Raw genomic sequence first — 14,391 nt, forward strand, 5'->3', positions numbered from 1 at the left:
TTACACATCAACTCAGAGCGTGGTTTAAGTCAGCGATCAAATCGTCTATATGTTCAATACCAACCGAAAGTCTAATAAACCCATCTTCTATTCCTAATGCCCTGCGCTTTTCTGCTGGTACTGAAGCATGAGTCATTATAGCAGGATGTTCAATCAAGCTTTCTACTCCCCCCAGACTTTCCGCCAGGGTAAATAGCTCACAACGCGATAAAAAGCGTTTGGCAGTATCCAAATCACCATTAATAACCATTGAAATCATACCGCCAAAATCATGCATCTGTTCTCTAGCTAAAAAATGCTGTGGGTGACTTACCAAACCTGGATAAATAACCTTGGAAATTTTAGGATTTTTTTCCAGCCAATTAGCCAGCGCAAGTGCATTTTCACAATGTCTTTGCATACGTAAAGAGAGAGTTTTGAGGCTGCGTAATACTAAAAAGCTGTCGAAAGGTCCGGCTACGGCACCACAAGAGTTTTGTAAAAAAGCTATTTTATCAGCCAGTTCAGGTGTATTTCCTACTACTACAACACCGCTGATTACATCAGAGTGGCCATTCAAATATTTGGTTGCGGAATGCAAGACGATGTCAAAACCAAGTTCAAGTGGACGTTGTATCCAAGGAGTGGCAAAGGTATTGTCGGCAACAGTAATGAGGTTGCGTCGTTTACCCAATTTTGCAATCTCGCGTATATTAGCCAGTTTTAGCATGGGGTTTGAGGGCGTCTCAAGCCAAATCATCCGGGTTTCTGGACGAATGGCTGCCTCAATGTTTTTGATATCTGACATATCGACAAAGGAAAAAGATAAACCGGAAGTGCGTGTTTTTACCTTATCAAAGAGCCTGAAAGTTCCGCCATAGAGATCATCTGTTGCAATAACATGGGCACCAGCATCCAGTAAATCGATAACGGTATTGATAGCTGCCATGCCTGAGGCAAAAGCAAAACCACGTTGACCTGATTCAAGACTGGCTATACAACCTTCATACGCCGTTCGCGTTGGATTGTGAGTCCGCGAGTATTCATACCCCTGATGAATACCCGGAGCGCTTTGCCGGTAAGTTGATGTTGCGTAAATAGGTGTCATCACAGCGCCAGTGCTTGGATCTGGTTCTTGTCCTGCATGAATTGCACGGGTGTCAAAGTGAGTGGAGGCCATTAAAAATTCCTTCTTTGAGTTAAGCCTACGGGCAAAAAGCACAGGAGCAGTATATAATATTCATAATGAACTGTGTTGAATCATGAAGTTAGCTAAGGATTTTATGCTTAATCACCCACGCGAATGAGGACTATTTTAGTGAGGGATTCATGCCTAGGCAAGAAATAGATTATGAAAAAGTTGCTTCTGCTGCCGAAACGGTAAAACGACGCGGCAAGGAGCCGTCTTTAACTAATGTATGTGAAGAGTTAGGTATTCCTTCACTGACGCCAGAGTTATCTTCCTTACTGGAAAAATGGTACCACACGCAGCCAGAATTTCAGCGCTCCATTAATGCTCCTCTTTCCAATAATATTAAAATCGAAACAAGCGAAATACTTGAGAAAAATATTGAGCTGGAGAAATCCCTGTCTTTGTTACGGGCAACCTTGGAATCTACTGCTGATGGCATCATGATGGTTAATGGTAAAGGCCAGGTTGTGGATTGGAATCAAAAATTTGTTGAAATGTGGCGTATTCCTTCCCATATGCTTGAGTCTGGTACTGAAAGTATTGGTTTTGAATACATTTTAGAACAATTAAGTAATCCTGCATCTGTGATAGCCGATGTCCAATATCTCTATGAAAATCCCGACTGGCAAGGGGAATTGCCGTTATTACATTTTAAGGATGGCCGTATTTTTGAGCGTTATACCCAGCCGCAGCGTGTAGGGTCAGAAATTGTGGGCAGAGTATATAGTTTTCGTGATGTTACTCAGCGGATGATGTCAGAGGATGAATTACGTATTCGCGAGCGTGCAATTGAGGCTAGTAGCCATGGTGTAGCAATTATCGATATCATCAAGCCTAATCAGCCTATCATTTATGTTAATAAAGCCTTTGAACGCATCACTGGATATAACGTAAAACAAACCATCGGCCAAAACCTGGCTCATTTACAAGGAACAAAGGCTGATCAGGTTAATCAAAAGCGTATTAACCTCGCAATTAGAGAACAAAGAGAGGAAACTGTTGAGTTAGAAAGCTATCGCCGCAATGGTGAAATGTTCTGGTGTGAATTAAGTGTTGCACCAGTCAGTGATTCTTTCGGAAAAATCAGGCATTACGTCTGTATTATTAACGATATCACCCAGCGTCGTGATATGGAAAAGCAATTGGTCAGGCAGGCAACGCATGATCCCTTGACCGAATTGCCTAACCGTGTGTTGTTGATGGATAGGGTAGAGCAAGCTATTTTACAGGCCAAGAAGAAGAAATCTCTTTTAGCCTTCCTGTTCCTCGATTTAGACCGCTTTAAAATGACTAACGATACGTTAGGGCATAGTATGGGGGATAAATTACTGCAGGCTGTTTCTAATCGTCTACTGATTGCTACGAATGATTTTGATACGGTTGCTCGATTAGGGGGCGATGAATTTGTTATTCTTTTGCCAGAATTAAGCAGCGAACAACAAGCCCAGCAAATGGCATCAGAAATTCTGCATCTTATTGAAAAGCCGTTCCAAGTTGATCAGCACAGCTTAAAAATTACTGGCAGCATTGGTATTAGTTATTATCCAAAAGACGGTCTTGACTATGAGTCGTTGATGAAAAATGCTGATTTATCCATGTACCATGCCAAAGACAGTGGACGAAATAATTACCGTGTCTTTGAGCCGGAAATGAATAGGCGTGTGATTAATCACATGCAATTGGAAAATGCATTGCGGGATGCAATGAAAAAAAAGGAGTTTTATCTCGTTTACCAACCCCTAATTGATCTCAGAAAACGATGCATAGTTGGGTTTGAAGCATTATTGCGCTGGAATAGTCATCTTTTAGGACAGGTTTCGCCTATCGAGTTTATTGGTATGGCCGAAGAAAACGGTCTAATTGTTGATATCGGTCGATGGGTATTGGAACAAGCCTGTAGTCAAGCGATTTGCTGGCATAAAGAAGGATTTAAGGATTTAAGGATCGCTGTCAATATTTCCGGTCGTCAATTTCGGCAGAGCAGGCTTCCCGAAATAGTCGCGGATGTTTTAGCGAAGACAGGATTGGCAGCAAAATTCCTGGAACTAGAGTTAACGGAAAGCTTATTGGTTGATGACATTGAACATGCTGTTGAGACGATGTATCAGCTAAAAGATATGGGTACGAGTTTAGTAATTGATGATTTTGGTACAGGTTACTCTAGTTTGTCCTATTTAAAACAATTTCCCGTCAATAAATTGAAAATAGATCGCTCTTTTATTAGTGAACTGTCCAATAAGGAAAATGATGCTGCAATTGCCCGAGCAATTATTAATCTTGGTCACAGTTTGAATTTAGAGGTATTAGCAGAAGGAGTAGAAACTGAATTACAAAAGGATTTCATGGTGGCTCATGGTTGTGATTATGCCCAAGGGTATTATTTTAAACCACCAAATACAGCTGCAGCATTGAAAGATTATTTAGAAAATTTTCCGGGTTTTTAACAGAGCTTATGCGAGATTGGTACCAAAGATTGTATATAAGGAAAAAGGGAAGCAAATGTTTCGCACTATCGTTAATACCTTACATCCGACTGTATTTTATTTTTTTATATCAATTATTTATGTTGGGTTTGCCATTGTAGCCTATGTGATTGCTACGAAAATAGTGCCCTCAAAAAGATTAAAGGATGATCGTTTTGATGAAGCAGTTAGTATGTCCTTAGGTTTAGTCAATGGGGTGTATAGTATTTTGCTAGGGTTTCTCTTGTTTTTGATATGGGAGAATTACGAAACTGCAGAACAGGTTGTTGTTGATGAGGGAAGTAAATTGACAATCATGTGGGAAGGAAGTCGAGTTTTTCCCGCCTCGGTAGCTAAGGGATTGCAAGAGGCTATTGAGCAATATGCAAGAGAAGTGGCAGAAGAAGAGTGGCCAGCAATGGCATATGGCGAACAAGATGCTGATATCCCGCAATTACTATCTAATTTGTATACTATTATTCAGAGTTATTCTCCTGAAACAACAGTTACCCAGACTTTTTACAGTGAAATACTTTCAGCATTGAATGCGGTAATGGAATTGCGTAATCATCGTTTAAGTCTATTAAAAAGTGCTATTCCTGCTGCCTGGTATATATTTATTTTTTTTGTTGCGTTTGTATTAATTTTGTTAAACGCATTGAGTTTGCGAAGGCATAGCATGCAATTATATATGCATATTTTATTGACTTTGGTTATCACTTTTTATTTAACTGCTATTACAGCGTTAAGTTACCCGTTCTCGGGCTATATTTCCGTTGACAAGTCTTTATTTCTTCAGGGTTCCCTGCAAAAAATTCACCAGTAATTTTATTCGTTGAAAATCTAAAAATAACCGGAAAGGTATGATTTTTGCTGGGTATTTTATATAGAAGGATTAATACCTGTACTGGTCGGTCGTTTAACGACAGGGGGATGTATGCGGTTGTAGCTTAAGCAGGGTAATTCATATGGGGATCATTTTTAAAAACCCAACGTCACTTGCCTATGATAATGATGGAGTTATCAAGGATGATGAATCTTGGATGGATGAGGCTGGTGCACAAGCCTGGCTTCATTAGTCTAAGCTCAGGCAACGGAGAGACATGATGAGAAGCATAACCATAATTGGTTCTGGATTAGCAGGGGCTTTACTATCACTGTACCTTGCCAGACGCGGTTATGAAATTGATTTATTTGAAGCGAGAGCCGATTTACGTGTCTCAAAAATTGAAAGAGGGCGCTCAATAAATCTGGCTTTATCTTGTCGTGGCATTACCGGTTTAGCGGGTGTGAATTTAATGCCTGAAGTTGAAAAGCTCATGGTGCCGATGCGTGCTAGAGCCATTCACGAGCAAAATGGCACAATAAAATACCAGCCTTTTGGCCGTGATAACACAGAGTATATTAACGCTATTCAGCGTAGCGGCCTAAATGAATTATTGCTTAACAGAGCTGAGCAAACCTCAGGGATCCATTTGCATTTTGATATAAAATTGATAAAGCTTGATCTGTATAACAAGATAGCGTATTTCGAGCTTCCCGATAAAAGTCATTTATCCAAACCTTATGATATCTTGATTGGTGCTGATGGAGCTGCTTCTCAAGTGCGCGAAGTCCTTGAGGAGGAACAACTTATTGTTGCATCAAGGGAATTTCTACCTCACGGCTATAAAGAATTGTCTATTAGTAAAGAGCATTCTCGCCATTTTATACGAGAGCATTTACATCTCTGGCCTCGAGATTCATTTATGCTCCTTGGGAATCCTAATCGTGATGATTCAATTACCGGCACCTTATTTTTGGCTAATAAAGGCAAAAATAGCTTTGCCCAACTCAATAATGAGAAAGCTATCAATTCTTTTTTTAGAGAAGCTTTCCCTGATGCCTATGAGGTAATGCCGGATTTGATTAATGAATTTATCCATAATCCAACGGGTAATTTAAGTACAATTAAATGCGCGCCTTGGTATTTTAAAGATCATTGCTTATTGATTGGTGATGCAGCACATGGAATAGTGCCTTTTTTTGGTCAGGGAATGAATAGTGCCTTTGAAGATTGCCGTGTTCTTAACGTGCTTTTGGATCAATACGATGATGATTGGCAGCAAGTAATGCCTGCGTTTTTTAATTCACGTAAGGTTAATACTGATGCCGTAGCAGAGATGTCAATGGCTAATTACCATGAAATTCAAACAGATATTCGTGATGCAAAATTTAATTTAAAAAAACAAACAGAGCAGGAATTAATGCATCGGTATCCACATTATGTTTCAAAGCATGTATTAGTCATGTTTACCAATACGCCCTACGCAGAGGCAAAGGCACATGGCTCATTGCAAAATGAGCTTCTGGATGAAATTTGTTTAAAAGCGAGGTGTATAGAAGAGATAGATTGGTCTGAAGTAGAGAAGTTAATGGAAAAATATGACAAAAAATTGGCGAATTTAAGCTTGGTTGAGAAAATTCATTAAAATTTAATGAGTATTTGGTCAATTTTTTGTCGTTTAAGTCAGAGTCGGGGACATTTTTCTGTCGCTTTCCGAGGTTTTCTCCTGCAAAAAAGAAAAAAAACATCTTTGTTTGGATTTATTTTGATTAGAAAGGGTAATTTTTTGGCACGAGGTGTGCAACACATGAATTGTCCAACCAATTTAATCGTGCCTCGGAGGCAACTACCATGAAAACTATACAAACTTATATTGATTCCAAACAACAAGAATTCATGGGACATCCTTTTTTTGAAGTGTTAACTCAATTAAATAGTTTAGAAGAAATCAGCTATTTTGTCCCTGAATTAACTTTTTGGGCAATGACTTTCCAAGATATTTTACGTCTGAATGAAGAGCGGGTTACTGACCCTTACTTGAAAAAGGTTGCTCGCCACCATCGTCTTGAAGACGCAGGACATGAAAAATGGTTTTTACATGATAAAAAATACATGGGTGGTTTGTGTAACGATAAGTCATGCACTAAAGATGATGTGGCTTGGCTTTATAGTAAAGAATCACAACTCACTCGTGATGCGGCCTATGCAATCATGTCTGAAATCTATAAGACAGACGATGAAATACTAAATATTGCTTTATTGCTTACCCTTGAATCTTCTGGGCATGTGTTTTTCGAGAAAGTAGCTAAACAGGTAAAGAAAGCGGGAGAAGATAAAAACCTGAAGTACTTTTCGAGTTCACATCTTGAAGTCGAATTAGCTCATGCCTTATTTGAGGAGGAAATGGAGCGCAAATTGTTTGCAATACCTGTTCCGGTCAATGTACGTCGTGAAGCCTTGAAGATGATTGATAGATGTTACGATGCATTTAACAAGATGTTTGATGGATTAATTCTTGCATGTAACCAACGACTAGAATTGGCTAAACAGAGGGATCAACAAAATGCAGCCAATGCCTTGGAGTATGTCTCAGATAAAGCAGTGTGAGAAAGAGAGTGGACAAGCGATGCTCAGTGATGAGCATGCGCTTGCTTCCTACGCTCAAGACTTCGGTAAATTAAATCAGGTTATCCCATCAGCAGTTTGTATTCCGTCCTCAATAAAAAAACTTCAGTCCGTATTAGCCTATGCGAATCAACATAATCTCAACGTGACTATTCGCGGAAATGGTTTGAGTCAAGGAGGACAGGCACTAGCGCAGCAAGGTAGTTTAATTATGCATTTAGAGCAATTAAATCATGTTCAAACTCATGAGCAAGCTAGTATCTGGGTTGAGGCAAATGCAACTTGGTCTTCACTAGTAGAGGTATCTCTGAAAAAAGCACAGATTCCTTATGTGCTACCTTATAATTGCAATTTGTCGATAGGCGGGGTACTTTCGGCAGGAGGAGTAGGTTCTTCTTCTTTTAAATTCGGTAGTATCAGTTCTCATGTTAAAGCCTTAGAGGTAACTACGGCTGATGGTAAGACCTCGCAGGTTGATGAGCAATCTGAATTGTTTCATGCCTGCCTTTCCGGGCAAGGACGTTTTGCCGTCATAACCAAGGCTTGTATCAAATTACGTCCTTGTCTTAAACAGGTTAGAACATTTTTCTTAGTGTATCTTGATAAGAATCAATGGCTTCATGATCTTGCTGATATTAAATCTGGTGCTGATTACGTGGAAGCTTTTTGCTCCCCCTCCTTACAGGGTGCTAAATTAACGGCAGAAGGCAAACGTTTACCCTTTGCCCAATGGCTTTTTGCTTTGCATATATCACTCGAATATGACAGTAAACCACCACAATTAAATGCTGTTAGCAAGCATTTAAAGCCCTGGAAAACGATTCACATTCAGGATGAGTCGATTCATTCTTATCTCCATCGCCACAACTCTCGTTTTGAAGTAATGAAATTAACTGGACAATGGGATTTACTTCATCCCTGGTATGAATGTTTTATCCCGACTTCTGTTTTATCCAGGGATCTCGAGGAATTACTTACGCAATTGCCTATTCACTATGCAACAGTTCTGCAAATTGTGCCACTAGCTAATGAGAGGCGTATTGGTTTTTTAATGCTCCCTGATAGTAAAGACATTTGCGCTCTAATGATTTTAAACCCGGGTGTGAATCCTGTTTTGCTCCCTAGCTGTTTGCAGGCTATGACTATTCTGGATGAACACTTTTTGCAACAAGGTGGAAAGCGTTATCTTTCAGGTTATTTGGGGCAAAAGCTAGCCAAAAATTATTGGCAAACTCATTTTGGCCCTGCCTATGGAGACTGGCTACAGTTGAAAAAAAAATATGATCCACGCCACATTTTAACCTCATCTTTACATTATCTTTGATATGAACTAATGCATTTATACGCCTATTCCTTCAGTCCTGTCTTAATTGGGTTTAAAAGCCATCAGAGTAAAGAGGGTATCTGTTTTGTAACTATCTTGAAAGACAAAACCGGAAGGTTCTATAGATTGCTGCCATTCGCTAAGTGTGCGTTGCCTGCCCCCTAACAGAACCATCATCACAATATCCATTGTTTTATTGGGATGAGGAGCAGGGCTGTCAGGCATAACCTGTTCCGCAATGAAAAGAGAAGTACTCTTTGTCATTTGCTGATGGCAGTTTGCCAAAATCTCATGCATGAAATTATCGTTGAAATCATGGAGGACACCTTTAAAAATATAAGCATCTGCCGGTGGTATTTGAGCCAGAAAATCACCAGCGGTTAATTTTATCTGTGGTGGAAAATCTGTGTTTCTTAATTGCTCAATGACGGCGGCTGTGTCTAAAAGAGTTAATTGTAATTTGGGATAATGACGGGCTAAGGCCCTGGTTAATCCTCCCCGACCTCCCCCCATATCAACCAGGTGAGAGAACTTCGAAAAATCATAGGCTGTAGCAATTGCTTCATCATCAAAAGTAGATAGTCTTGCCATGCCTCGATCAAAATTGGCTTGTTTCTCAGGGTGTTTACTGAGGAAACTAAAAAAACTGTCACTGTGTTGATGAGAGAAGGCAGAGTTTCCTGTTTTTAAACTGGTATCAAGATGAGCAAAAGATTGCCACCAACTGTCATCCACCATACACAAAACATCACGGACAGAATGAGGGTCATCGTCACGTAAAGGCATTGATAAACTTGTTAGCGAATAACTGTTGCCATCGCAATTAAAAAGACCGTAAGCGCTAAGAAATTTTAATAGTCGATTTAATAATTCAGGGACTGTTCCCGTACGCTCTGCTAGTTCATTAATATTGATTGGTTTTAAGGACATGTGATTAGCAATGCCAAGTTTTGCCACGGCATGGATGGCCCGTGAAACAACGTACCAACGTGACATAATGGCTAACTGGATATGGGGTTGCTCTTGATTAGAAGAGTGCATGGTTACTCCCTTTCTTGTCTTTGCTTGTTTTAGTGCATATAGTGATAGGCAAAAACCATGCTAATTTGAATTATGCAAACAAAACAGATCAAGTTTCCTACATTCGTTACCAATGAGCCGCAAAAAATGGTGGCGATCTGTATTTTTGCGCTGACTTTTTTTTTATTTGTATGGGAGCTCGTTATTGCTTTTCAATTTAATGAAAAAAAACAAATGGTAATGCCACAAACCAATTTTGTACCGACACAGGCTGATTTGCGTAAGGATTCACCCTTATTTAAAACCGCTTTGTTTGGAGACTATGTCCCAACCAATTTAGCTGATGCTGATATTAAACAATCCATGCTGGATGCCGAAGTGGTAGGAGTCATGTTTGCGACTAAAGAGGAGGAATCGCAAGTTATTATTCGTGCTGGTGGAGGAGGGCAAAAAACCTATGTGGTGGGTGATGTCTTGCCCGGGGGCGCAATAATCAAGCGAATTACAGAAAAAGGAGTAGTGGTTTTGCATAAGGGGGTTCTTGAGAGTTTAAGTTTACCTAAAAATGAATTAATCTTCGAAGCTCCTGCAAAGCCGTTAATTGAGGAATAAGCTTATGCGTTTTGCATTGCGAACAATTTTGCTCTTTATTTTGATACTTACTGCGACGGCTTGTGTAACTAATGTAAATTTAACTGAAGGGATCCGCAGTTTTCAGGCACAGGATTATCGACGGGCTTTTGTTCGCCTAATACCTGAGGCGAAAAAGGGACAGCCAGATGCGCAATACGCCGTAGGCTATATGTACTATTATGGCCAAGGGGTTATCGAAGACCGCAAAGTAGCTTGGTATTGGATCAATCGGGCTGCTGATGCAGGCCAGCCTGAGGCCAAAGTTGCGGCTGACATATTAAGACGCCAAGCAAAACTTGTCATCTATAAACAGGGCAAACATATTTAGTGTCTGTTGAATTTCTACTATCCAGGCCAAAGGCTAGCGAACTATCAACACGCCTAGCCTATGGCAGTAATAACTAGTGAGAGCATATAGCAACAATAAATCAATATTAATATGCCGCCTTGCCAACGGGTAATTTTTTTCTTATGACGGTAATTGAGCCATAGAAGAGCTAACGTTGTTATAAACATAACTGGAACATCGCGCCACAAGATAGCATGACTGATTGCTGCAGGATGGATAATGCCAGGAAAAATCATAACGGCAATTAAATTGAACATATTGGCACCAAGGATATTACCAATGGCAATATCGTCAGCCCCTTTAAATGCTGCGATAATTGAGGTAACCAGCTCCGGTAAACTGCTTCCTATCGCAACAATGGTCAGGCCAATAACCAGTTCGCTAATTCCTAACCAGTGCCCAAGTTCAACACAATTATGTATTAAATACTTAGCGCTAAGAGGTAAAACAATGAGGCCCAAAACCAAGTGGATAGTATGGGTTTTTAGCGAATGTTTACGAAGTGCTGCTTGTTGAAAGGCGATTGTTAATTGTTTTTGTGGGCGCTCTTGTCGCGTTATATAGATAAAATAAGTGATTAAAGCGATGCAAGCTAATAAAAACAAGCAACCATCCAAAACGCCAAGATAGCCGTCGATAATGAGTGAATAGGCAAAAAGCATGACTAAAAAAAGGAGAGGGTATTCTCGACGCAATAAAGTTGGTTGTACCCTAAGCGGTTTTAAAAGAGCTGTTATACCAAGTACTAAACCAATATTAGCAATGTTTGTACCGATGGCATTGCCAATAGCTATTTCAGGTAAACCTTCTATAGATGCCCTAATAGCAACCATAATTTCAGGCGCAGAAGTGCCTAGTGCTACTAACGTCAAACCAATTAATAAGGGGGGTAACCGGTAATAGTGGGCAATACCTGATGCGCCGCTAACCAAATGATTGGCGGACCATAGTAAAGCAATAAAACTAATCACCAGAGCAAATAATATCGTCATGCTGTTTCTTTCGTGCTGTTTCACAATAACTCTTGGATATTGATAATACTTTATTTCGCTCTGAACACAATAAATAGTCGTTAAATGAATAAAAAATAGTCACTTGTGTTATCATTAAGAATAAATTTTTTATTTTACTGCTTGGAGTTTTAAATCATGCCCCGTACCAGAGTAAAAAAAGGTGGTTTGCATATTTCTGCTACTGATAAACGGGTAGAGCGTGTTTTTCCTGGAGTGCGTGGGTCTTTGAGTCAAAGTATTAGCGTTGATAATGGTAAGGGACCTGTCGAACTTAAAAAAGGCACTCGAGTTATTATTCAACCACTCAATCTTGATGTGCCTAATGAAGAGCCGCGATTCAAAATAACCTGTTTTAGCGATAATACGGCGAGTGCTGATAAATCACTTCCAGAAAGTCAACGTGATATTGTACGTGGGGAAACTTATACGTATACAACGACTGACTCCACTTCTTGTTTTCGTTTTGATGAGCATTATGAGCGTAGTGTTGAGTCTTTATTTCCAGATCCGGGTTCACCTTCATTAAGCGAAATTAATCAGGGACAAATTCCGGATTGTTTTTTACTTGCTTCAATACAAGCCATCCTAAATCAGCCTAATGGTGCTGCCTTTCTGCGTGGGATGATGGTGCAAAATAATGACGGTACGACAACCGTCAGATTATTTAATCCAAAAACTTTAGAGCCAGTGTATAAACGGATAACTACAGCGGTCATACATGATCAGAGCGGTGCATTAAGTGGCCATAAGGCTTTATGGGTGCATGTATTGGAATCAGCTTATGCCACCATGCAAACCAGACATGACGGAGAAGTAGATGCGTCTATCAGTTCTGTATTCAATGAAGGTGGTTTTTCAGCGACGGCAACTAAGATTTTAACCGGAATAAATACTCGCTCCGAAAAGGTTGGTAAAAAAGTCGAACAGCCTTGGAATATTCCCCAGTTTATAGAAGCTGATAATTTAGAGTTTATTAAAAGCACAATCAAGACGGGACTTAATAAGGCGGTTTATCTATTATGCAATATGGATAAAGTTGTCGACATGTATAAGGACAGTCCTTCATCACCTGCTCTTGATGCTTTACGAACAGAGTTCGCAATGACGATTCCTGATGAAGAGATGACAGACTCTCTCACAGCGTACAAGGAATATAAAGATTATCTATTGTTTTATTTTGACAATAAAGCAGAATGCGACAAGATTTTTGCCTCAAAGGATACCGAGCCAACTAAATTATTGAAATTAATCGACCTTATAGGTAGCACCCACCCAGATGCACAGCAATTTATCAAGCATTGCTTTAATTATATCGATGTACCCGTTGAAACGAATGTTGTTCGGGGGGAGCGCGATCCTTTTTCAGGCTATTACCAGGTCGATCAAATTCAACAATTCCGCGCGATAGAGAAAGCGTTAGCAGATGGTTGTCTGGTAACCGCTTCTACTCCGTCCAAATTCGATGAAGCTGTGCCAGGTCTCCGTAATCGACACGCTTATACGATATTAAAAGTGGTTACCCGCGAAGAAATAGTTGTTAATGCGAAGGGAGAGCAGTCAGCACGCCCAGTCTGTTATGTCCAAATGCGAAATCCCTGGGGTAGTACGGGACGTGTCTATCAACAAAAAGAAGGTGGTTTTGAAGCGCTTGAATCCAGGGAAGCTGGTATCTTTGAGATTGAACTTGTTGATTTTAATCGTTATTACAGCTCAATTCAGATTAGTGATTCAGCAAATAAGCGTTTTGCCTATGATGAAAAAATGCAAAAACTCTACAAGGAAGTTGAATTGGCTGTTGCTGATTTAAGGGTAGATGCTGGTGCTAGCTTATCGGAATTACAAGACTTTGATATACAGCACAAGCTCTGTGTGAAAAAGTTGATTGATTTGGAACTAACCCATCTTCATGCAGTCGATGAGAAGCTTTCTAAAGCCTTAGATGATATTTTTGCAGAAAAATATGATAGTGAACTTGAGGAAATGGCTGTAAAGGGGCTCATCAAGGATGTGCCTATGGATTTTTATACGGGTGATCCAGAAAAAAGAGATGCTCATCTTTATGCGTTACTCAAATTACGTTGGGCAATGAAACAAGAGCCACCAGATGTTGCTTTACAGGAAAAATTGCAGGCACAAGTTATTGACGCAGCAAACAGTTATGATTTTTGGAAAGACCTTTCCGCTAAAAAATTAAAGCAAGAAATAATTGTTAATAAATATGCTAAACATTGTGTAGACGAGTTAGATGCCTTTAATGCGTTATATGAACGCGTGGATGTAAAACTTAAAGAAATCACCGATTTTAAACAATCTGATCTTGTATTCTTCACATCCAATTTTGTTTTGTTGCAAGAACAAGTCCTTCGAATTACCTCTATGAAGGCCGCATTGAAGAATTTAGGGTATGCTATTAGTGATGAAGAACTGTCTGACATGCATAATAAGTTAAAGAAGATTACAGACAAATTAATAGCTTGCGAAGCGATCAAAGAAGTCATGGACGAATTGCAGGGTAGCATTGAGGCGGTACGCCAAAAAGCCGCATTTGCTCATGAGAGAGGTATGCTAACTGAAGAGGAATGCCAAAGTATTGAAAAAGCTACGGCGCTAGTATTAGCTAATCCACAAAATACCCAAGCACTTAACCAATTAGCTTCTACTCTCCTCGAATCAGAGCAGCAACCGCGCAAAGAGATTGGGGAAGAGTTAACTACTATTGGCATGTTGGCAGAAAAATTAGTCAATCTCTGGAGTAAGTTAAAAATATTTTTCCAACAAGCTGCAACATTTTTGTTTTTTAATAATCAGCAATACGAGACAGGGCCTCGTCCTTCAGATTCTCTTGAAGAGGATCCACCAGAGATTGGCAGCGGGCCACATTAAGAGAGTAATGATACAGGTTAAAGCTGGTTTATCCTGTATCAAACCTTCTTTTAACTTGTTAATTATTAGGCTTGCCAAGCAACGT

At 39.8% G+C, this 14,391-nt stretch carries 11 protein-coding genes; 8 read left to right on the top strand and 3 right to left on the bottom strand.

The window, feature by feature from the left end:
* Positions 1-7 precede the first annotated feature (7 nt).
* Positions 8-1,159: a trans-sulfuration enzyme family protein gene (locus Lfee_RS00945; RefSeq protein WP_058443405.1), complete on the bottom strand. Its 1,152-nt coding sequence runs from the start codon at positions 1,157-1,159 to the stop codon at positions 8-10.
* 149 nt (positions 1,160-1,308) lie between these two features.
* Here Lfee_RS00945 and Lfee_RS00950 point away from each other — a divergent pair, with 149 nt between their 5' ends.
* The 5 genes from Lfee_RS00950 to Lfee_RS00970 all read left to right on the top strand — a co-directional run bounded on the left by Lfee_RS00950 (position 1,309) and on the right by Lfee_RS00970 (position 8,408).
* Positions 1,309-3,615, top strand: a complete 2,307-nt coding sequence (locus tag Lfee_RS00950) for a bifunctional diguanylate cyclase/phosphodiesterase (protein WP_058443406.1) — start codon at positions 1,309-1,311, stop codon at positions 3,613-3,615.
* Positions 3,616-3,670: 55 nt separating this feature from the next.
* Positions 3,671-4,459, top strand: a complete 789-nt coding sequence (locus Lfee_RS00955) for a bestrophin-like domain (protein ID WP_058443407.1) — start codon at positions 3,671-3,673, stop codon at positions 4,457-4,459.
* 280 nt (positions 4,460-4,739) lie between these two features.
* Complete coding sequence (locus Lfee_RS00960; RefSeq protein ID WP_058443408.1) at positions 4,740-6,104, top strand: FAD-dependent oxidoreductase; 1,365 nt, start codon at positions 4,740-4,742, stop codon at positions 6,102-6,104.
* 206 nt (positions 6,105-6,310) lie between these two features.
* Positions 6,311-7,066, top strand: coding sequence for a hypothetical protein (locus Lfee_RS00965; RefSeq protein WP_058443409.1), 756 nt, complete (start codon positions 6,311-6,313; stop codon positions 7,064-7,066).
* Positions 7,023-8,408: an FAD-binding protein gene (locus Lfee_RS00970; protein ID WP_238584842.1), complete on the top strand. Its 1,386-nt coding sequence runs from the start codon at positions 7,023-7,025 to the stop codon at positions 8,406-8,408. The genes Lfee_RS00965 and Lfee_RS00970 overlap by 44 nt, the downstream gene beginning before the upstream one ends.
* A 42-nt stretch (positions 8,409-8,450) precedes the next feature.
* Here Lfee_RS00970 and Lfee_RS00975 read toward each other — a convergent pair whose 3' ends face one another.
* Complete coding sequence (locus Lfee_RS00975; RefSeq protein ID WP_058443410.1) at positions 8,451-9,449, bottom strand: methyltransferase; 999 nt, start codon at positions 9,447-9,449, stop codon at positions 8,451-8,453.
* Between the two features lie 72 nt (positions 9,450-9,521).
* Between Lfee_RS00975 and Lfee_RS00980 the strand changes: the two genes are divergently transcribed.
* Both Lfee_RS00980 and Lfee_RS00985 read left to right on the top strand, forming a co-directional pair.
* Positions 9,522-10,040, top strand: a complete 519-nt coding sequence (locus Lfee_RS00980) for a type II secretion system protein N (protein WP_058443411.1) — start codon at positions 9,522-9,524, stop codon at positions 10,038-10,040.
* A gap of 4 nt (positions 10,041-10,044) precedes the next feature.
* Positions 10,045-10,389, top strand: a complete 345-nt coding sequence (locus tag Lfee_RS00985) for a tetratricopeptide repeat protein (protein ID WP_058443412.1) — start codon at positions 10,045-10,047, stop codon at positions 10,387-10,389.
* A gap of 53 nt (positions 10,390-10,442) precedes the next feature.
* Here the strand turns inward: Lfee_RS00985 and Lfee_RS00990 are convergent, their stop codons facing one another.
* Positions 10,443-11,402, bottom strand: a complete 960-nt coding sequence (locus tag Lfee_RS00990) for a calcium/sodium antiporter (RefSeq protein ID WP_058443413.1) — start codon at positions 11,400-11,402, stop codon at positions 10,443-10,445.
* Positions 11,403-11,558: 156 nt separating this feature from the next.
* Between Lfee_RS00990 and Lfee_RS00995 the strand changes: the two genes are divergently transcribed.
* Positions 11,559-14,306 (top strand): C2 family cysteine protease, encoded by a 2,748-nt coding sequence (locus Lfee_RS00995; protein WP_058443414.1) that lies wholly within the window; start codon positions 11,559-11,561, stop codon positions 14,304-14,306.
* Positions 14,307-14,391: the final 85 nt, after the last annotated feature.

The organism is Legionella feeleii (genome assembly GCF_001467625.1).
GTDB lineage: Bacteria > Pseudomonadota > Gammaproteobacteria > Legionellales > Legionellaceae > Tatlockia > Tatlockia feeleii.

Bases quoted from the DNA above. Each gene is read 5' to 3' on its own strand.
- Lfee_RS00945 (WP_058443405.1), bottom strand. From the start codon at position 1,159: ATGGCCTCCACTCACTTTGACACCCGTGCAATTCATGCAGGACAAGAA.
- Lfee_RS00950 (WP_058443406.1), top strand. From the start codon at position 1,309: ATGCCTAGGCAAGAAATAGATTATGAAAAAGTTGCTTCTGCTGCCGAA.
- Lfee_RS00955 (WP_058443407.1), top strand. From the start codon at position 3,671: ATGTTTCGCACTATCGTTAATACCTTACATCCGACTGTATTTTATTTT.
- Lfee_RS00960 (WP_058443408.1), top strand. From the start codon at position 4,740: ATGAGAAGCATAACCATAATTGGTTCTGGATTAGCAGGGGCTTTACTA.
- Lfee_RS00965 (WP_058443409.1), top strand. From the start codon at position 6,311: ATGAAAACTATACAAACTTATATTGATTCCAAACAACAAGAATTCATG.
- Lfee_RS00970 (WP_238584842.1), top strand. From the start codon at position 7,023: ATGCAGCCAATGCCTTGGAGTATGTCTCAGATAAAGCAGTGTGAGAAA.
- Lfee_RS00975 (WP_058443410.1), bottom strand. From the start codon at position 9,449: ATGCACTCTTCTAATCAAGAGCAACCCCATATCCAGTTAGCCATTATG.
- Lfee_RS00980 (WP_058443411.1), top strand. From the start codon at position 9,522: ATGCAAACAAAACAGATCAAGTTTCCTACATTCGTTACCAATGAGCCG.
- Lfee_RS00985 (WP_058443412.1), top strand. From the start codon at position 10,045: ATGCGTTTTGCATTGCGAACAATTTTGCTCTTTATTTTGATACTTACT.
- Lfee_RS00990 (WP_058443413.1), bottom strand. From the start codon at position 11,402: ATGACGATATTATTTGCTCTGGTGATTAGTTTTATTGCTTTACTATGG.
- Lfee_RS00995 (WP_058443414.1), top strand. From the start codon at position 11,559: ATGCCCCGTACCAGAGTAAAAAAAGGTGGTTTGCATATTTCTGCTACT.